This is a genomic window from Flavobacterium sp. 245, assembly GCF_004362055.1.
In the GTDB taxonomy this organism is placed as follows: domain Bacteria; phylum Bacteroidota; class Bacteroidia; order Flavobacteriales; family Flavobacteriaceae; genus Flavobacterium.
In genome coordinates this window covers 13,525-32,393 of record NZ_SNXB01000005.1, presented here as the reverse complement: position 1 = coordinate 32,393, position 18,869 = coordinate 13,525, and the positions used below count along the sequence as shown (strand labels likewise).

Annotated in this window: 22 protein-coding genes and 1 riboswitch; of the genes, 6 read left to right on the top strand and 16 right to left on the bottom strand. The window is 33.7% G+C overall.

From position 1 onward, the window contains the following. Window positions 1-319 precede the first annotated feature (319 nt). From EV145_RS10990 to EV145_RS10975, 4 genes are read right to left on the bottom strand one after another with little or no spacing between them, the layout of a single operon-like run. Window positions 320-856 (bottom strand): DUF4252 domain-containing protein, encoded by a 537-nt coding sequence (locus EV145_RS10990; RefSeq protein ID WP_133525275.1) that lies wholly within the window; start codon window positions 854-856, stop codon window positions 320-322. Between the two features lie 2 nt (window positions 857-858). Next, on the bottom strand, window positions 859-1,386 hold the full coding sequence (locus EV145_RS10985; protein ID WP_133525274.1) for a DUF4252 domain-containing protein: 528 nt from the start codon (window positions 1,384-1,386) through the stop codon (window positions 859-861). 15 nt (window positions 1,387-1,401) lie between these two features. Next, the gene (locus EV145_RS10980; protein WP_133525273.1) at window positions 1,402-1,860 is read right to left on the bottom strand and encodes a hypothetical protein; all 459 of its coding nucleotides are present in this window, start codon (window positions 1,858-1,860) and stop codon (window positions 1,402-1,404) included. After that, on the bottom strand, window positions 1,847-2,356 hold the full coding sequence (locus EV145_RS10975; protein ID WP_133525272.1) for an RNA polymerase sigma factor: 510 nt from the start codon (window positions 2,354-2,356) through the stop codon (window positions 1,847-1,849). The genes EV145_RS10980 and EV145_RS10975 overlap by 14 nt, the downstream gene beginning before the upstream one ends. 222 nt (window positions 2,357-2,578) lie before the next feature. Here EV145_RS10975 and EV145_RS10970 point away from each other — a divergent pair, with 222 nt between their 5' ends. Continuing rightward, window positions 2,579-4,069, top strand: coding sequence for a S41 family peptidase (locus EV145_RS10970; protein ID WP_133525271.1), 1,491 nt, complete (start codon window positions 2,579-2,581; stop codon window positions 4,067-4,069). A 74-nt stretch (window positions 4,070-4,143) separates the two neighbouring features. Here the strand turns inward: EV145_RS10970 and EV145_RS10965 are convergent, their stop codons facing one another. The 7 genes from EV145_RS10965 to EV145_RS10935 all read right to left on the bottom strand — a co-directional run bounded on the left by EV145_RS10965 (window position 4,144) and on the right by EV145_RS10935 (window position 11,631). After that, entirely contained in the window at window positions 4,144-5,193 is a 1,050-nt protein-coding gene (locus tag EV145_RS10965) for a YncE family protein (RefSeq protein ID WP_133525270.1), read from the bottom strand. 4 nt (window positions 5,194-5,197) lie between these two features. Then, on the bottom strand, window positions 5,198-7,051 hold the full coding sequence (locus tag EV145_RS10960) for a TonB-dependent receptor plug domain-containing protein (protein WP_133525269.1): 1,854 nt from the start codon (window positions 7,049-7,051) through the stop codon (window positions 5,198-5,200). Between the two features lie 26 nt (window positions 7,052-7,077). Then, window positions 7,078-7,283: riboswitch (cobalamin riboswitch) on the bottom strand. 67 nt (window positions 7,284-7,350) lie between these two features. Next, entirely contained in the window at window positions 7,351-7,887 is a 537-nt protein-coding gene (cobC, locus tag EV145_RS10955; RefSeq protein ID WP_133525268.1) for an alpha-ribazole phosphatase, read from the bottom strand. Next, on the bottom strand, window positions 7,872-8,669 hold the full coding sequence (locus EV145_RS10950; protein WP_133525267.1) for an adenosylcobinamide-GDP ribazoletransferase: 798 nt from the start codon (window positions 8,667-8,669) through the stop codon (window positions 7,872-7,874). Before EV145_RS10950 ends, cobC begins: the two co-directional genes overlap by 16 nt. Window positions 8,670-8,846: 177 nt before the next feature. Beyond that, on the bottom strand, window positions 8,847-10,526 hold the full coding sequence (cobT, locus tag EV145_RS10945; protein ID WP_133525266.1) for a nicotinate-nucleotide--dimethylbenzimidazole phosphoribosyltransferase: 1,680 nt from the start codon (window positions 10,524-10,526) through the stop codon (window positions 8,847-8,849). Window positions 10,527-10,662: 136 nt separating this feature from the next. Further along, complete coding sequence (locus EV145_RS10940) at window positions 10,663-11,169, bottom strand: bifunctional adenosylcobinamide kinase/adenosylcobinamide-phosphate guanylyltransferase (RefSeq protein ID WP_133525265.1); 507 nt, start codon at window positions 11,167-11,169, stop codon at window positions 10,663-10,665. Between the two features lie 99 nt (window positions 11,170-11,268). Continuing rightward, the gene (locus EV145_RS10935) at window positions 11,269-11,631 is read right to left on the bottom strand and encodes a DUF5522 domain-containing protein (RefSeq protein WP_133525264.1); all 363 of its coding nucleotides are present in this window, start codon (window positions 11,629-11,631) and stop codon (window positions 11,269-11,271) included. A 96-nt stretch (window positions 11,632-11,727) separates the two neighbouring features. Between EV145_RS10935 and EV145_RS10930 the strand changes: the two genes are divergently transcribed. From EV145_RS10930 to EV145_RS10920, 3 genes are all read left to right on the top strand, one after another. Further along, window positions 11,728-12,870: an ABC transporter substrate-binding protein gene (locus EV145_RS10930; RefSeq protein WP_133525263.1), complete on the top strand. Its 1,143-nt coding sequence runs from the start codon at window positions 11,728-11,730 to the stop codon at window positions 12,868-12,870. A gap of 61 nt (window positions 12,871-12,931) precedes the next feature. Further along, complete coding sequence (locus EV145_RS10925) at window positions 12,932-13,900, top strand: iron ABC transporter permease (RefSeq protein ID WP_166638450.1); 969 nt, start codon at window positions 12,932-12,934, stop codon at window positions 13,898-13,900. Window positions 13,901-14,004: 104 nt separating this feature from the next. Beyond that, complete coding sequence (locus EV145_RS10920; RefSeq protein WP_133525261.1) at window positions 14,005-14,781, top strand: ABC transporter ATP-binding protein; 777 nt, start codon at window positions 14,005-14,007, stop codon at window positions 14,779-14,781. Here the strand turns inward: EV145_RS10920 and EV145_RS10915 are convergent. From EV145_RS10915 to EV145_RS10900, 4 genes are all read right to left on the bottom strand, one after another. Beyond that, the gene (locus tag EV145_RS10915) at window positions 14,768-15,361 is read right to left on the bottom strand and encodes a hypothetical protein (protein WP_133525260.1); all 594 of its coding nucleotides are present in this window, start codon (window positions 15,359-15,361) and stop codon (window positions 14,768-14,770) included. The genes EV145_RS10920 and EV145_RS10915 overlap by 14 nt on opposite strands. Window positions 15,362-15,409: 48 nt before the next feature. Continuing rightward, window positions 15,410-15,865, bottom strand: coding sequence for a tRNA (cytidine(34)-2'-O)-methyltransferase (locus EV145_RS10910; protein ID WP_133525259.1), 456 nt, complete (start codon window positions 15,863-15,865; stop codon window positions 15,410-15,412). 67 nt (window positions 15,866-15,932) lie between these two features. After that, window positions 15,933-16,499 carry a pseudouridine synthase gene (locus EV145_RS10905; RefSeq protein ID WP_133525258.1) on the bottom strand — a complete coding sequence of 189 codons (567 nt, stop codon included), beginning with the start codon at window positions 16,497-16,499 and terminating at the stop codon, window positions 15,933-15,935. Between the two features lie 66 nt (window positions 16,500-16,565). Then, window positions 16,566-16,763, bottom strand: a complete 198-nt coding sequence (locus EV145_RS10900) for a hypothetical protein (protein ID WP_133525257.1) — start codon at window positions 16,761-16,763, stop codon at window positions 16,566-16,568. Between the two features lie 143 nt (window positions 16,764-16,906). On the opposite strand from EV145_RS10900, the gene EV145_RS10895 reads away from it, so the two are divergent. Both EV145_RS10895 and EV145_RS10890 read left to right on the top strand, forming a co-directional pair. Next, window positions 16,907-17,281 (top strand): hypothetical protein, encoded by a 375-nt coding sequence (locus EV145_RS10895; protein ID WP_133525256.1) that lies wholly within the window; start codon window positions 16,907-16,909, stop codon window positions 17,279-17,281. Between the two features lie 153 nt (window positions 17,282-17,434). Then, window positions 17,435-18,187: an SDR family NAD(P)-dependent oxidoreductase gene (locus EV145_RS10890; RefSeq protein ID WP_133525255.1), complete on the top strand. Its 753-nt coding sequence runs from the start codon at window positions 17,435-17,437 to the stop codon at window positions 18,185-18,187. Between the two features lie 57 nt (window positions 18,188-18,244). On the opposite strand, the gene EV145_RS10885 is transcribed toward EV145_RS10890, so the two are convergent. Further along, entirely contained in the window at window positions 18,245-18,805 is a 561-nt protein-coding gene (locus EV145_RS10885; RefSeq protein ID WP_317128119.1) for a MepB family protein, read from the bottom strand. Window positions 18,806-18,869: the final 64 nt, after the last annotated feature.

Below are 18,869 nucleotides of genomic sequence, written 5' to 3'. Positions count from 1 at the left end.
TTTTTGCATTTTAATTGTTTTGATTAAAATCACATTATCTCTAGTGATTTTTGTAATGAAGTCACAATTTATTCATTCCAAATTTTCCGTAGAGACGCACTGCTGTGCGTCTACGTCCAATATTTATCACAATTAGTTTTGTGTTTTGTAGATTTATTTTGCGCATAAGACGCACAGCAGTGCGCCTCTACGATTTGCGTTGCGTGATTTTATGGTTCAAAAAATATTAATTCAAGTTTAAAATAATACATTAACAAAATAGACAAAAAAGCTCCAAAATTATTTGGAGCTTTTTCTAATTATAAAGTAAGATTGATGATTATTTTATCAATTGCTGTAAAGGTTTCAGTTGATCCATATTGATATTTGATTTTTGTAAAACCGACATCAATGTCATAATGTTGTTTGGGTTCATATTTTTTCCTAACACACGAACTACTGCAAAACCATTTTCTTTTCTGTTGGCAAAAACCACAAATTCTTCAATGTTTTCATCTGTGCCTACATAACTTATTGAAGCTCCGTCTTTACCTGAACCAACTTTCATTAATTGCTGGTATTTTGGATCTTTTAAAATTGCATTTACTTTAGTGCGTTCTGTTTCAAATTCGGCTTGATTTTTATCTGTGGCTTTAAAGGCTAAAATGTTCATTTTGTCAAATGATTTTAAAGCTTCCGTTTGCTCGGCAGATAATTTTGCTTTGTCTACATTTAAAATATTAGACGAAACATCGATCGCTATAAAGTCCTTTTTTTCGGTATTTTCAACAAAATACTTTTGCAATGAAGGTTCAGAATTACAACTTATTAAAGTAAGTAACGCTATAATGGCTGAGGTAAAAACACGTGTTTTCATGATTATTTTTTGCCTTTAGAGGCCTTTTTTAAGTCTGAACCGCCTGGAAGTTGCATTTTGTCAGTAAGCACAGAGATTTCGTTTAAGTCAAAATTACCAGTTAGAGACAGTAAAACCGTTTCGTCATTTTTTGCACCGTCAACAAACATCAGCAATTCTTTAATTTGCGTGTCGCTTGCGCCAGATTTTACCATAATGCGAACATTTTTTCCGCTATCATTTACTCGCATCAATTCTTCTAAACCTGCTGTTTTAATGTATTTGTCAGCAGAAGCTTTCATATCCGCTTCGATTTTAGGATTCTTTGTTGTAAACACTTTTAGGTAATCTAATTTTTTGATCAGATTAATATATTGCTGTGTTTCTTTGTCAGTAGCGTCAACTTTTACTTTGCTCATTAAATCGAACATTTTTTTGTTTACAATTACTGATGTTACATCGTCTTGACCGTCAAATTTGTCAAAAGCGCCTTGTGCGTAGAAAGAATGAGTGAAAAAGGCGAAAACTAGTGTTATAATAAGATTTTTCATTTTTGATTGATTTAATTACTGTTTAAAGATTTTGTTTTTTGATTGTTCATATTCGTTAATGTATTGTACACTTTCGATACCTACATTAACATTGTTTGATAATAGTGCCAAAGCTTTTTGAGTTGCTTTCAGTGCTTCTTCAGGATTATCATAGGTTCCTAATTCTGACTGCGCTACAGCCGGAGCTGCATTTTTTTCGCTTGTAAAGAAATAAGTTCCAATGCCGAGTAAAACAACCATCGATGCCGCAATTGACAACCATGCCACATTTCGTTTTTTAGTTTGTAATGGAATCTCTTGTGTCGATTTTTGTTGTTTTACTTGAGAGAAATAACCAAACATTGGCTGATATTGCTCTAAATGCTGCGCAACATTTGGAGACGAAAAATATTCTTTTAATTCGTTTTCTTCAGCAATAGTAGTTTCTCCCTGAAAGTATTTTTCTAATATATTTTCTATTCTATCTAATTCCATAACTGTGTGTGTTAACCATTGATTCTCTAATTTTTTTTCTCGCTCTCGAAAGTGCTACTCGAATAGCTGTTTCATTCATGTTGACAATTTTTGCAATTTCATCAAATTCATATTGCTCAACATCCCGAAGCTGAATTAGTAATTGAAGTTGCTCGGGCAACTGATTTATAATTTTTTCGACCCATTCCAGACTATTTGAATCTTCTAGTTTTTTATCTAACTGCGGTTCACGATCCGTGTAATTGTTATGAACTATTTTTAGATTTCCGGCTCTTTTAGATTTTAACTGGTCCAGACAATAATTCTTGGTCATTGTCATTGCGACAGCTTCAATATTATTATAAGCGTCTAAATTTTCCTTTTTATTCCATAATTTAACCATTACTTCCTGAGTGGCGTCTTCTGCTTCTTCAGTACTCGTAAGCAACCTTTTTGCCAGACGAAAAACTTTGTCTTTGAAAGGATTAATCAATTCTATAAACGCAACTTGATTCATAATTGGTTATTTGTTGGTTTTTGGTCGGTTATAAATTACTTGTTTATCATGATTTTTTTCAATTAATCAATATTTATAAGTAAGCTTATATAGTCAAGACGAGGCACTATTATTTTTGTTACAGCCACTTTTAAAAAAAATGCAGAAAAAATGAAATAAACTTAATAGAGTTAAAACTAAAGGTAGTATTTTTACGTTAATAGATTACCAAGAACATTTTTTATGAAAACAATATTAAAGAGTTTACTACTAATTTTTATGCTTGCCTTTGTTTTGCAGTCCTGTGAAGATCAGGATGATGTAGAAGCTCCGGCAACTTTGCAAGTAAATGATTTTATCTGGAAGGGATTAAATGCAGTTTATTTGTGGCAGGCTGATGTGCCAAATCTAGCGGATGATAGATTTAGTAGCCAAGCAGAATTAAACTCTTATTTATCTGGATATTCAAAACCTGAAGAATTATTTCAAGATTTATTAAATAAGCCAATCAGTAAATATCCTGCAACTGCAATTGACCGTTTTAGCTGGATTGTTGATGATTACACTGTTTTAGAACAAGAACTTAACGGAATCACAAAAAATAATGGTGTAGATTTTAAACTTACAAGAGTTGCTGAAGGCTCAAATGATGTAGTAGGTTATGTTCGCTATATTATTCCAAATTCTGATGCTTCGACTAAAGAAATAAAAAGAGGTGATTTGTTTACGGCTGTAAATGGAACAAAATTGACGGTTTCAAATTATCAGTCATTATTGTTAGCTCCAGACAGTTATACTCTGAATTTTGCCGATTATAATGGATCTTCATTTGTATTGAATGGGAAATCAGTTGCTTTGACCAAAACAGTTTTGGAAGAAAATCCTATTTTGATTAATAAAGTAATTGCATCTGACGGGCATAAAATTGGCTATATAATGTATAATGGTTTTTATGCTGATTATGATGTTAAACTGAATCAGGCCTTTGGTGAATTAAAAGAGCAGGGAATTACCGATTTAGTTTTAGACTTAAGATACAATGGAGGAGGATCTGTACGTACATCAACCCGATTGGCAAGTATGATTACAGGTCAGTTTAATGGAAAAATATTTTCGAAACAGCAATATAATCTGAAATTAATGGCTACAATGACAACAGAAGATCTGGAATCTTTGAACCAAAGATTTGTAAGCAATATTGATGGCACGGACTTAAAAAGTTTGAATTTGAGTACAGTATATATAATTACAACTTCTAATACTGCATCGGCGAGCGAGTTGGTAATAAACGGATTGAAACCTTATATTAATGTTGTTCAGATTGGAGAAACAACAACTGGAAAAAATGTTGGTTCATTTACAGTTTATGACTCACCAACTTTCACGAAATCAAGGGTAAATCCGAATCATAAATATGCAATGCAGCCATTGGTTTTTAAAATTACAAATGCCTCAGATTTTGGAGATTATACACAAGGATTGGTGCCAACGTTTCCTAAAAATGAAGCTGTTGTAGAAAAGGGGGTACCGGGTACTCTTTATGGTGTATTAGGAGAAAAAAATGAACCATTATTACAATATGCTATTTCTAAAATAACAGGAGTTACTGCGAAGAAAGTTCAGCCTGAAGGATTGGTTTTGCCTTATATAAGTGATTCGAAAAAAATCAACGGTTTAGGAAATGAAATGTATTTAGAAACTGCTCCAAAAGAGTTTTTAAAATCGTTTAAATAAAAAAAAAAGGCTTTCAGAAATGAAAGCCTTTTTTTCAAAAAAAATCCAAAAACTAATTTAAAAATAAAGGTATATTAATTGTTGAAGTAAAAACCATTTGGTCCAACACCTACAGTTAATTCTTTTTGAGATACACCACTTAAGTTGTAGATGTAAGCCTTGCTATTTGAAGCATAATCGCCAGCGTCAGCAATATAAATTTTATTGTTTTCTACTGCAAAACCATAGATAGAACCACCTGTTGGAAGATTAGCAGTTAAAATTGCAGTTGTAGAAGCTTCTGTTGCAGTAGGGCTAATTGCATATACTGATTTGTTAGAAGTATAATAAATTTTATCATTATAAATATCTAAGTATCCAGCTCTGTCTAAAGATTTTGGGAAAGTAATCTTAGTAACTGATTTATCAGATAATTTCACTTTTACAATCTCACTTCTGTTGTCTCCGTAAGGCGCTCTCAATACGTAAAGAACACCATCTTTAACTTCCATGCTATCTCCACTGGCACCAATTGTTACAGGAGTTTCAAGTGCTTTTGTTGCCGGATTTACAATCAATACTTTGTCATTATAAAAGTCAGTAATGTATAGTTTATTGTTTTCTAATAAAATTCGGTTTGCAGTAGCTTTCAATTCGATTTTAGATTCTACTTTGTTAGTTGCTAAGTCAATTACAGCAATATAATCATCAGTATCTCCAGTTGCAGGATTGCTGTACGAATACGTATTTGCATTCGTTACATAAGCTTTTCCGTCTTTTGCAACTCCGTATCTTGGGTTTGCTAATCCACTGTCAACTTTTGCAATTAATTTAAATGTGTATCTGTTTACTACATTAATCACGTTAGATCCGCCAGCGATGATATACGCTTTATCTCCATCAAAAAAGATGTTTTGAAGATACACACCTGCAAAATCACCTGTATTTGCTGTTTTGTAAACGTCTGCTGTAAAATTGGCTAAATCATCACTTGCAAAAGAAACTGAACCACCGCCAGAATTCCCTTCGTTTAAGATGAAAAATCCATTATCATAAGCCCCTTTTGGGTCATTGTCATCATCGTTAGAACAAGAAACAAAAAGCGATACGCTTACTGCTAATAAAAATAATCTAGTTAATTTCATTATATTAAAATTTAAGGTTTAAGTACAAATTAAAATTTCTTCCAGGCATTGGTCTGTTTTCAAGGCTTTCATAATTTTCGTTCCAAAGATTTAATACTTGAAATCCAAGTTTGAAAGAACTTAAAAATTTAAAATCATAATCGATTCCAATATTCGAAACGGTATAAGCATCGACAATTTCATTCGGATCATTATCGGCTTGTGTATAAACAAAACCATTATACAGGAATTGATAATAAGCTGAAATTCGGCTTCTTGAATACGAAACAGCAGCTGTTACTTTATTAAAAGGAACAAAAAACAACTGTTTGTCGGTTTCTGTGTTTTCTGATACGGTGTAGGCGTAAGTGGCATTGGCTCCAAAATAATTTTTGCCATATTGTTTTTTCCAGCTCAGCAAAGTTTCAGTTCCATAACTGTTCACTTTGTCTGTGTTTTCTGGTTTCCAGATACCGCCACTTCCGGGAACCCATCGCAACAAATCAGTAATTTTTATGTAATAAAAAGTCTGGGTAAGCGAAATATTTTTGAAAGTAAAAACATTTCCAATTTCTGCCTGATACGAACTTTCCGGTTTCAAATTAGGATTTCCGCCTTCTTCCCAATACAAATCGTTGAAAGTCGGGATTCTGAAATTTCGAGAGAAATTTAATTTTAAATTATATAGTTTCCCAAATTGATATGAAGATCCTAAATTGAATAAAACAGGTGATTTATAATTGTCTGTAAATTCTTTTCGAATACCAAATTCAGTTTTCCAGTCTTTAGAAAAATCTTGCTTTACTAATATTGCCGCAGAACTAATTTCTCGAGTATTGTCGCCAAAACCGCTTCCAAAACCTTTTGTTCGGTTATAGTCTATAATTCCGTTTAGCTGCGTCGATTTGGAAAGTGTATATCCTAAATCTGCCTTAGTAATTAAGCTTTCTGTTTTTCCAAAAGTATACTGATTAAGAGCATTATCTGGGTAATATTGATAATTTTCGAAAATATATGCTGTTTTGAAATTGGCTTTAAGCTTGCCAAAATCCCCATCGTATTCCAGTAAATTTCTGTTGAAACCGTTTACATATTTGCTTGGTGTTTCGGTTTCTGTTATTAAAGAAGTATTTCGGTCTGTGTTAGAAGTCTGCGTGTATAATTTTAAACTGTTTTTAGCGTCAAACTTATAGCCCAAATTTGCGCTCAGCGTGATAACATCATATTGCCCGTTTTGATTCCAGCGTTGTTCGCCTTTCCAAGTATATCTATTCAGATATTTATAATCGTTTGTAGAACTGTTTTTAGAAAAACCAATTTGTGCACTCCATTTTTTATTTGAAATGTTGGTTTTATAATTGATTCCGATCGTGTTGAAACTTCCATAATCGAGTTTTAAATTATTCTCAAACCGATTATAAAATGCCAAATCGTTATTTAAATGCACCGTTCCGCCCACGGCACCGCTTCCATAAATAACACTTCCGCCACCGGCTTTAACGCTTACAGAATTATAATCGGAACCCGAAATAGTGTTGAAATCGGTGCTCCCGTTCATTTGAGAATTAATGTTGATTCCGTTCCAGATTACTGCTGTTTGTGATGAAGTTGTTCCTCTAAAAGCAACTGTCGAAAGCATTCCGCGACCGTATTCCTTGAAATAAATGGTAGAATTGAAGTTTAATAAATCAGTTAATAAAGCTTCATTTTTATTGATAACCGAATCATTAAGTTTTAGAACCGATTGTGAAGCAGAATATTTTTTAAGATTAGCGTCTGAAACGATAACTTCTTTCAAACCGGTAATAGAGTCCTGTTGCGCCCAGATAAATTGGCACAGCAATAATAAACTAAAAGAGAAATATTTTTTTAAAGTCATAATTTCTACACTCTTTTTCCCGAGAGTTCGATCTTTGTTTCAAAGGCAGGTCTCCTGGCTTGCGTCTTGTTGTTTGCCTTCCCATTCGCCGGGGCGAGCAGTGGCTTTGCGGTTACAACAAGCATTCTTTTCAGAACTAAGCTTACAGTTGCGGGTACAGCTCAAGATTTTACTTGATTCCCTTTTAATGTGTTTTCGTAATTAAAACACAACCTTAATTTCGCGCAAAGATAAAGTTAAAATTATTGAATATTCAAATTTGTTTTAGTTTTTCGGTAAAATTCTAAACAAAACCTTTGTCAAAGCTCAATTTTAATGACTTGGCCAAAATCTACTTTATTTTGAAAAGCTTCTTTTAGTGGCAAAGAAGTTTGATGACATAAAATGCTTCTGATAATTCCTGCGTGAGCAACAACAACGATTGGGTTTTGTATGTTTTTTGAAAAAAGATCAGAAATAAAATCCCCAACTCTGTCATGTAATTCAACAAATGATTCGCCATTTGAAGCACGAATATTTACAAAATCTTCCATCCAAGGATTTAGTTGTTCTGGAGGAATTTCATTCCAGTTTTTTAATTCCCAGTCGCCAAAATTCATTTCTTTTAAACGTTCATCTTCTTGATATGAAATGGTTTTGACATTGTTCTGAACATGTTTTGCTAAAAGGACACAGCGCTTTAACGGACTTGAAATAATAATTGCTTCTGAAGGTAATTGAGAAATTATTTCATCAAAAATAACATCAAATGGTTCAGCAATATTTACATCAGATTGCCCATAACAAATTCCTTTTTCGCAGACAGTTTCTGTATGTCGGATTAGATAAATTTCCATATAAAAAGTATACTTAAATAAAAAATAACTTCGCACACTTGTTGTGTTGCGCCTAGGCAATCGCCTGTATAACCGTCAATCCATTTTTGAAAATATCTTGCCAGAAAATATCTTGTCAAGAAAACTGGAATTAAAAGTAAAAGGACTTTTAATTCAAAACAAAAATAGGTGAGCGCAAAAAGAGGAAGTAATCCAAAGAAAAAAGAACCTGAAATTTCTTTCCAGGTATGCTTTTTCGCAATTGGTTTGCTTTTGCTTGAAGCATCATCTCTCGAATATTCGTGTGTAAAAATAATGCTGATTGCCGCCAAACGACTTAATGCATGAACTGAAATAAAAAATAAGAATATTAAAAAAAAGTTATTGTCATTTTTGAAAATTAGAATAGATTCTGAAAGTAATTTAAATTTGGCTAAAAATAATAGTAGTAGACCAATTGCACCGTAAGCACCAATTGCACTGTCTTTCATAATTAACAGAATTTTTTCTTTGGTCCAGCCACCGCCAAAGCCATCACAGACATCGGCAAAACCGTCTTCATGAAAAGCACCAGTCGTTAAAACAGAAGCGATTATGGCAAAAATTACAGCTGTTTCTATTGAAAGAAAAAGAGAAAAAAGATAAAAAGCCAGAAATGAAATACTCCCAACAATCCATCCAATAAAAGGAAAATAGCGGGTGGCTTTATTTAAATAATCGGGATGATGTGTAATGTTTTTTGGGCATGGAATTCGGGTGTAAAACATTAAACAGGTAAAGAAGATATGTAGTTCTTTTTTCATTAATTATTATTTTTCTATTTAATATGTCATTTCGACGAAGGAGAAATCTCCGCGAGAAGCTCGACAAAGATTGGCGATTTGCATTGCGGAGTTACTTGTGGAGATTTCTCCTTCGTCGAAATGACAAAAATGAGAATAAAACATTCATGAACATAATTAATTATGACAAATTGAAGTTTACTTCCTGCTAACCCCAGCGCTTTCAAAACTAGCCATTTCATTCAAGAAAACTTCAGCCGATTTTAAAATTGGGTAAGCAATTGCACAGCCAGTTCCTTCGCCAAGACGCAAATCTAGGTTTAAAATGGGTTTGGCATCTAAATAATGAAGTAATTTTTGATGTGCCTGTTCAGCAGAGCAATGACAAAAAACAGCATTTTGTTTGATATCAGGATTTATTTTTAAAGCGATTAAAAAAGCAACAGAACAAATAAAACCATCCACCAAAATCAGCATTTTATTATCGAAGGCAGAGAGCATTCCGCTTGCCATTTGCAGGATTTCAAAACCGCCAAAATAAGCCAGGTGCGACATTAATTCGGCTTGACCGGAATAATTTTCGATTGCTTTTTTTAGAATATTATGTTTTTGAATGAGTTTCTCATCAACAATGCCGGTACCTTTTCCAATACATTCTTCAATTGGAAAATCGGTTAAAATGCTCATTAAAACCGAAGCGGTAGAAGTATTTCCAATTCCCATTTCGCCAAAACCAATGCAGTTTGAACCTGTTTTCGAAATATCATCAACAATTGATTTCCCTTTTTCAAAACACAATTTTAATTCGGCTTGGCTCATTGCGGGCACGTGCAGAAAAGATTGCGTTCCTTTGGCAACTTTCGCGTTAATGAGCTTTGTATTTGTTGGGAAATCATAGTTGACTCCCGCATCAACAATGGAAAGCTGTATGTTATTTTGTTTGCAAAAAACATTTATGGCGGCGCCTCCGTCCAGAAAATTCCCAACCATTTGTCGCGTCACATCTTGCGGATAGGCACTTACACCATGATTTGCAATTCCGTGATCAGCGGCAAAAACAACCATATTGGGTTTGATAATTTTTGGATTCAAAGTTTTAAAAACTTTCGCCATTTGAAAAGCAAGCGTTTCTAAAGTTCCCAAAGCACCAATAGGTTTGGTTTTTGAATCTATTTTTTCTTGAAGAAGTTGATCAAAATCTGTTGTCGTATTTTTTTCTGAAGAAATTGTAGTCTTTATTTCCGAAACGAAACTTACGCTTACATTTTGAATTTCGGTACAAATTGGACTTTCCGATTTTTGTTTCCAATGCAATTGTTGGAGCATTGGCTGATTATTATAATTTGTTGCCGGTTTTCCAATGCAGAAATACCCAAGCGGTTCAATATCTTCGGGTAAATCCAGAATCTTTTTGAACTGATAATAATTTAAAATAGAGACCCAGCCCATTCCGTAACCTTGTTCTGTCAACGAAAGCCAGATATTCTGTGCAGCACAAACCGAACTAAATTTTACGGCTTCATTGCTGCCAACCGTTCCAATTGTAAATTGATTTAAAACAGATCGGTCATAAGCAATTATAAGTCCGATTGGCGCTTCTTCAATTGCTTCTAGTTTTAGCGATCTGTAAAGTTCTTTTTGTTCGGGATTATCGGTAAGTTCTTCGGCTTTTTTATTGTAGTCTAAAAAGAGATTTTTAATCGCTGTTTTAATTGCAGCCGATTTGATGATGTAATATCGCGTTGCATCTGTAAGCCCAACCGAAGGCGCCCAATGTCCTGCCTGCAAAGCTTTTTGCATCACTTCATCAGGAACTTCATCAGCGGTAAAATGTCGGGTATCGCGGCGCGATTTTAAAATATCATCTAAATGGCTCATAATTTCTCAATTTCAAAAAATCATTTTCAAAAGTCAATGTCAATTTTGCTCTTTCTTGTAAAGGTACTTCATGATATTGAAATTTAGAATTTATTTTTGAAATTGATTTTTGCAATTGACAGTGACTTTGATAATGCTATCCCTTTATTTTGACCGGAATTCCAGAAATCATTAAAACAACTTCATCAGCATTTGATGCTAAAAACTGATTCATCCAGCCTTGAAGTTCGGTAAATTTTCTGCCAATATGAGTCTCAGCGTGAACACCCATTCCAATTTCATTGGTTACAATTATTAGTGTTCCGTTTTGTTTGGCTATTTTATTGAATTCGTTTTTTGCTTCTTCCAGTGATAGCGCAACATCATTTTTAGTGTCGATAAAAAAATTGGTCAGCCATAAGGTGACGCAGTCAATCAAAGCCACTTTTCCGGTAAAATCAATTTCACTTAAATATTTTTCCTTTTCAATATTATTCCAGCGTTCATCGCGTTCCAGCTGGTGACGGTCAATACGATTCTGAAAATCGGCATCCCATTTTCTGGCAGTCGCAACGTAGATTGGCGCATTTGAAAGTTCTAAAGCTAATTTCTGCGCGTAACTGCTTTTTCCAGATCTTTCGCCACCCGTTATTAAGTAAATCATTTTTTGTGTTTGTGTTTGTGTAAAATGTGAAAAGCGAAATATAACATGAAAAGTATTAAAGAAAGAACTTGTCACTTTTTACTTTTCACTAATAACTAATTAGTAGGGGCAATGTCTGCAGTCGTTTCCGCAACAAGTTCCTCTTTTAAGATGAAACCAGGCTTTAAAAACATAATTGCCGTTTTCAATATAATAGTCAATTCCTTCGATTAGTTTTTCGGTTTTGGGTAAAGATATAGCTTTGTTTTTTAAAGCTTTTTCAGGAGTAATTGTTTCTATGTAAGCATCAATTTTATCTTCGCAGGCTTCTTTGAAACAAACTGGGCACAAACAGTCGCCTCCTTCTGAAAGATTAAAAATTGGTGGGTAATCATTGCACCAGCATTTGTTTTCAACCGAGATATCTCCACAGCTGAAAGAAGTTTCGCAGCTTGAGCAAATTTTTGTTTTTATGGTATTCATAAATTTAAAGATACAGTTTGTTGAATTTTGTAAGAATAAAAGTAAACAAAAAAATCAGAAAATGATTTACCTTTGTCCCTATCCAAAACGTTAAATATGAAATTTTATTTACCTAAGTTAGTATTTTTTCTTTCTTTTTTCATTCTTACAGGATGTAAAAAAAATGAAAATATTGTAGTCGAAAAGTCAGAAATTGCAAAAAACAGCATAGAATATGCTTCAGGACTTTCTATAGTAAAACAAAAAGGCTATTCTATTGTTACAATTTCAAATCCTTGGCCTAATGCTAATAAGGATTTCAAATATATTTTGAAAGAAAAGGATGCTGAAGTTCCAGACAGCCTTCAAACTTATCCAATAATAAAAGTGCCATTAGAGTCAGTTGTGGTTACTTCAACTACTAATATTCCATTTTTAGAAATGCTGGAAGTTGAAGATAAATTGGTTGGTTTTCCACACACCGATTATGTTTCTTCTGAAAAAACCAGAGCACTTATTGATAAAGGTTCAGTGAAAAATGTTGGACAAAATGAAAAATTAAATATCGAACAGCTTATTGAATTAGCGCCTGATTTGATTGTGACTTTTGGAGTAGATAATAATAATCCGATGTTGGATAATCTTAAAAAAAGTGGCTTGAACGTTTTAATTCAAGGAGATTGGATGGAACAGTCACCGCTTGGTAAAGCCGAATGGATAAAGCTTTACGGTGCCTTGTTTGGCAAAGAAGACAAAGCCAAAGAATTGTTTGATAAAATTGTGGAGAGCTACAATCAAGCCACAAAATTAGTTGCAGATAAACCTGCAACAACCAAGGTTTTATACGGTTCCATGTATGAAGATGTTTGGTATGTAGCCAAAGGAAACAGCTGGGTTGCTCAATTCATGAAAGATGCAAAAGCCGATTATTTGTGGAGCAATCTACAAGGAACAGGAAGCGAAGGTCTGTCATTTGAAAAAGTTTTGGACAAAGCAAAAACAGCAAATATCTGGATTGTTTCGGGATCTTTTAAAAGCTTAGAAGAATTGCAGAAAGCAAATCCGCATTATGGCGAGTTTGATGCTTTTAAAAATAAATCGGTTTATTCTTTAGAAAGTAAATTTGGAGCTACTGGTGGCACTATTTTTTATGAATTATCGCCAAGTCGACCTGATTTGGTTTTAAAAGATTATATCAAAATTTTCCATCCCGATTTATTGGCTGGTTACGAATTTACTTTTGCATCAAAACTGAATTAAATTGGCAAACAAAAAAAGAAATACCATTTTATTTGTCGTTTTGTCTTTAGGGCTTTTACTGATGTTTTTTGCGAGTATCAGTTTAGGTTCTGTTACAATTCCGCTAAAAGATGTTTTTACAAGTTTAACAGGCGGACAGGCATCAAAATCAACTTGGGAATATATTATTATTAATTATCGTCTGCCAAAGGCAATTACTGCTGTTTTGGTAGGAACCGGACTTTCAATAAGCGGACTATTGATGCAGACTTTGTTCCGAAATCCTTTGGCTGGACCTTATGTTTTAGGATTAAGTTCAGGCGCAAGTTTAGGTGTTGCTTTTGTAATTTTAGGCGCAGGTTTTTTACCGTTGTTTTTACGCACAATCGCCTTATCATCTTACGGAATTGTTATTGCTTCGACATTCGGTAGTACTTTAGTTTTATTGCTGGTTTTAGTAGTTTCACAGCGATTACGTGATACAATGGCAATTTTGATCGTTGGGTTAATGTTTGGAAGCTTTACCACTGCAATTGTAAGTGTTCTAACCTATTTTAGTACAGCAGAACAGCTTCAGAAATTTACTTTTTGGTCAATGGGAAGTCTAGGCAATCTTTCATGGCCAACGATCGGAATTTTGACAGTTTGTGTTGGTATTGGTTTAATTTTAAGTGCCAAAAGCATTAAGCCGTTAAATGCATTGCTTTTGGGTGAAAATTATGCCAAAAGCATGGGGTTGAACTTTAAACAAGCAAGACTGATTATCATATTTGCAACAAGTATTTTATCAGGAAGTATTACCGCTTTTGCGGGACCAATTGCTTTTATTGGATTAGCTGTTCCTCATATTGCAAAATTGACCTTTCAGACCAGCAATCATACTATTTTGTTTTGGAGTACTTTGTTTTTTGGTTCGATTATAATGCTGTTTTGTGATATCGTTTCGCAAATGCCAGGATTCGATGTTACGTTGCCAATAAATGCCATAACGTCTATAATTGGTGCGCCGGTGGTGATTTGGCTTTTGGTAAGAAAAAGAAATTTTCAGTAAAGATGTTTTTGGCCACGGATTATGCTGATGAAACGGATTTTCGCAGATTATTTAAAAAAAACTTAGAATCTTAGCGTCTTAGGACCTTAGTAACTTTAAAAGAAATGAAAATCATATTAAAGACTTCAAATTTAAGTATTGGATACAAATCCAAGAAAGCAACTGTGACCATTGCTGAGAATTTAAATCTAAATTTAAGTTCAGGAAAACTCATTTCATTAATTGGGGCAAACGGAATTGGAAAATCAACTTTATTGAGAACCATTACCGGAATTCAGCATCCTATAAATGGAAATGTTTATTTAAATGAAAAAAATATTTCTTCATACAATCCATTGGATTTAGCACAAAATTTAAGTTTAGTTTTAACCGAAAAACTACCGCCAAGTAATCTTTCAGTTTTTGAATTGGTTGCGCTTGGACGTCAGCCGTACACGAATTGGGTTGGAACTCTTACAAATACGGATATTGAAAAAGTTCAGGAAGCCATGCAATTGACACAAATTGAAAATCTCGCCCACAAAAAACACTACGAAATAAGTGACGGACAACTGCAAAAGGTTTTAATCGCCAGAGCTTTGGCACAAGATACACCGCTGATTATTTTAGATGAACCTACAACACATTTAGATTTGCTTCATAAAGTTTCATTATTCAAATTATTGAAGAAACTTACTCAGGAAACTCAAAAATGCATTTTATTTTCGACGCACGATATTGACTTGGCCATTCAGTTGAGCGATGAAATGATTATCATGACGCCAGAAAATGTGGTTCAGGACGAGCCGTGTAATTTAATTTCAAACGGAAGTTTTGCTACTTTGTTCAAAGACGAACACATTATTTTTGATTCCGAAAAGGGAAAGTTTATAGTGACTTAAGTTTTGCAGTTTTTCTCTCGTTTATTTTTCGATTAATTAAAAAGAAGATGCCAACTGATAATAGGAAAACAACAATTTTCATTAAGAGCTCAAGAATTAAATTTGAGGGATAAATGCTTAAATCATTATACATAACCCATGAACTCGGTAAATAATCTCTTTGGAAAGAAGTGTAAATTATCACCATTTTTTCTATTGAGAAAATAAGAAGAACAGCAAAAATGATTCTCAGTAAAACGTTTTTTCTTACAGAATTAAGTCTTAATAATTGCGTTACAATAACCCAAAGCAAAGGCTGAATCCAAAATCCAATCCAATATTTTCCAAACATTCGATCGATAAGGAAACCTTTATCTTCTTCAGTAAGAAGATTTAATTCCGTAAAAATCCCAATGATCCATACAAGTAGAAAAACGATTCCTATAAATGAAATAAAACGATTAGATTCTTCATCGATATTTTTTAAATATTGATTTTTAGAAAAAATGGAAATTAAAAAATACAATATTGTAACAAGTCCGAAAGCAGTAAAAAAATCTATTTGTATTAATTGCAGTGTAAAGATTGTTTTTTCTATCATTTTTTGAGACGTATCAAAATTCGATTAAACAGTTAAACAAATAAACGATTAAATTTTTAAATTAATCTGTCTCTTAGCCTCACCAACTACAAACGCCACAGAATTTGCAATATTAAAAGAACGAATAAGAGGTGACATCGGAATAGTTAAATGATTTTCAAATCGAGCCATAAACTCTTTGCTCAAACCAACACTTTCTTTTCCGAAAACTAACCAGTCGCCATCTTGGAAATCATTTTCTAAATATGATTTATCAGAATGCGAACTCATTAAAAATACTCGAGATTGATCCGGAATTTGTTTTACCCATTCGTCAACATTTGGATATTCGGTAACATCAAGATGTACCCAATAATCCAAACCGGAACGTTTTAGATTTTTATCATTAATTACAAAACCAAAAGGATGAATTAAATGAAGTCGGCTTTCTGTACCAACACACAATCTTCCAATGTTTCCAGTATTATTAGGTATTTCAGGTTCAACAAGAACAACGTTTAGCATTTTTTTTGATTTATGAATTATAAGTTATGAATTATGAGTTTCAGAAATTATCTAATTATCACATTATCTAATTATCAAATTGATCGACTTCGCGAACTTCTCCAGCTTTTAAGTTTTGCAAATATACATTTCCAATCCGAACGCGAACTAACCTTAAAGTTGGAAAACCAACCGCAGCGGTCATTTTTCTAACCTGACGAAACTTTCCTTCTCTTACTGTGATAGAAGCCCAAGAAGTCGGACCATGGCGCTCGTCTCTTATTTTTTTAGCTCTAATGCCAAAATCTGGAATTTCGGTAACTATTGAAGCTTTACAAGGTTTTGTTTTGTATTTGCCACCATCAAGCCCAATTTCGACACCTTTTTGCAATTGCTCAATCGCTTCGGGAGTAATAATTCCGTCTACCTGAACATAATATTCTTTTTCGAACTTCTTGCTTCTTACGAGTTCGCTCATGTTGCCGTCTGTGGTCAATAAAAGCAAACCTTCAGAATCTTCGTCTAATCTTCCAATTGCCATTGTTCCTTCGGGAAAATCATGCAATTCGCCCAAAAGCTTTTTCTTTCTTTTTAATTCATAAATAAATTGACTCAAATAGCCGTAAGGTTTAAAAAGAATAAAGTGTCTGTGCATTTTTAATTTTTTGCAAAGATAGGTTCTTTGGTAAAATTAAAAGCCAAAGTGTCGGAGATACTACTTTTAGTCTTTTATTTTTTTTAGCCATTGATACACAAACCAAATTACGGTTATGCCAAAAACGACAATCAAAGCCGTATAATAGTTTTTGAAAAAGTCATGAAAATAACTTCCGATAAAAATATAAGCCGAAGCCATGCATAATTTGATCAGAATAAATTCGGCATTCGACCAGCATGTTTTGATTTTAAAGAAATTCATAATGATACAAGTTGTTAAGTAGTTATGAATAAAGGTACTAAATTTTGAAAGATGGAAATTATAAAACAAAAGCAATGTTAAGCCGTAAAATGTTCAGATTTATAATTCGTAATATTATGATAGTAACACAAAATAATAAAGTTATGGAAACGAATAATTTAGGATCAAAAAAGATAAATGGGGTTCAGAAAAATATAGAGGTTGCAAAAGGGAAAAATGTTTCGCACGATGGCAAAGCCGATCATGCTAATTTGAAAAAAGAAGTTGTTGCTGATAAAGATGGAAACAAAGAAATCGTTGAAAGAGCAAGAAATGAAAATGAAGACATCAAAAAAGTTTCAGATAAAATAAATCCGAATAACCCAAATGCAAATCGAGGTGTAGAAACCGATGAAGAAGCCAAGAAAACAGTCGAAAATAAAGATAGGAATTCGGATATCACGCCTAATCGTTATCCGAATTCCAATCCAGAAAGTCATAAAGACAGAGGAAACATGAAATTAGACGAAGAAAGCTGATTCAATAAGGATTTTTTTGTTCATAGAAGCAAATTAATTGTCAAATAACATTTGATTAGCATATCAAGTTAATGTTATGGTAAACTGCGCTTTTGAGTCGGTTAACGGTTAAGAACTTTGTAAATTGTAAGGACAAATTTAAATTACAAGAACATGGCACTTTTAGAAAACAAAGTGGCTTTTGTATCTGGCGGTGGTTCAGGAATTGGCCGTGCCGTTGCAGAAGCTTATGCTCAAGAAGGAGCAAAAGTTGTCCTTTCGGATATTAATGTTGAACACGGTGAAGAAACCGTAAAAATTATAAAAGACAGTGGGGGCGAGGCCTTTTTTGTAAAAGGAGATTCGTCGAGTGCCAGTGATAACAAGCACATGGTTGAGGTTGCGGTTTCGAAATATGGCCGACTTGATATTGCCTGCAATAATGCAGGAATGGGCGGGCCTGCAAAACCAACTGGAGAATATGAGCCTGATGCATGGGATCGCGTAATTGCGCTTAATTTAAGTGGTGTTTTTTATGCATGCCGTTATCAATTAGAACAAATGGAAAAAAATGGCGGTGGAAGCATTGTTAATATTGCTTCAATTCACGGCCAAGTTGCAGCACCAAATAGTCCCGCTTACACGGCTTCAAAACACGGTGTTGTGGGGCTGACAAAAAATATTGCCGCCGAATATGCTTTGAAAAATATTCGCTGTAATGCCGTTGGTCCAGGTTACATTGAAACAGCATTATTAAAAGATAATTTAACGGATAATATGATGGATGCTGTTGCTGCAAAAGCGCCAATGAATCGTTTAGGAACTGCTAAAGAAGTTGCTGATCTGGTTGTATTTTTAAGTTCTGAAAAATCTTCTTTTACAACCGGAAGTTATATAATTGCAGATGGAGGATATACTGCAATCTAAACCTTAAAATTTTAAATTGAAAAAGGCTGTCTAGAAAATAGACAGCCTTTTTTTGTATTAATAGGCAATTAATTTTTTAAAAACATCAAAATCGGGTTCTGGAACTATTGGGTAAAAATATTCCAGTTGCCATTGTTGTGTTTTTTTCGCTTGTTTGCTTTCAGTTTCGTCCCAAGGCGGGTAAACTCTAATGGCTCTTTTGCCTTCTTGAGTTTTTGACGAAAAAATAGCTTTTTCCAGCAAAACATTTTTTGGGAAAATGAATTGCCCTAAAAGAGCATCTTTTCGAACACTTACAATAACAAAATCGATAGCATCATCAAAATCAAAAGGTTCAATGATTCCAAGTCGGCTTCGTTTCCACAGCGTGACAAATTGCCCTGTCTTTGTTGGTGTAATTTTAGCCTCACGATAACAAATGTGTTTTTCGTTCATCAAAAAACGATAGGCACTGTAGTCAATGCTCTCGCTTTCCTGCTGAGGTTGCGTGCAGTCAAAATCAAAGCAATCATAAACCAGTTCTTTGGCTAAAATTAAATCCTTGGGGAAAGATTTGTGGTTCGACCAGTGGTTTTTTACGATCATTTTGAGAAGGCTGGCTTTTAGGCTTGTTTTCAAAATTATGTAGGTTTAGGGGGTTACGTAGGTTTGGGGCTGTTAAATAGTTAGTATTTTTTAATAA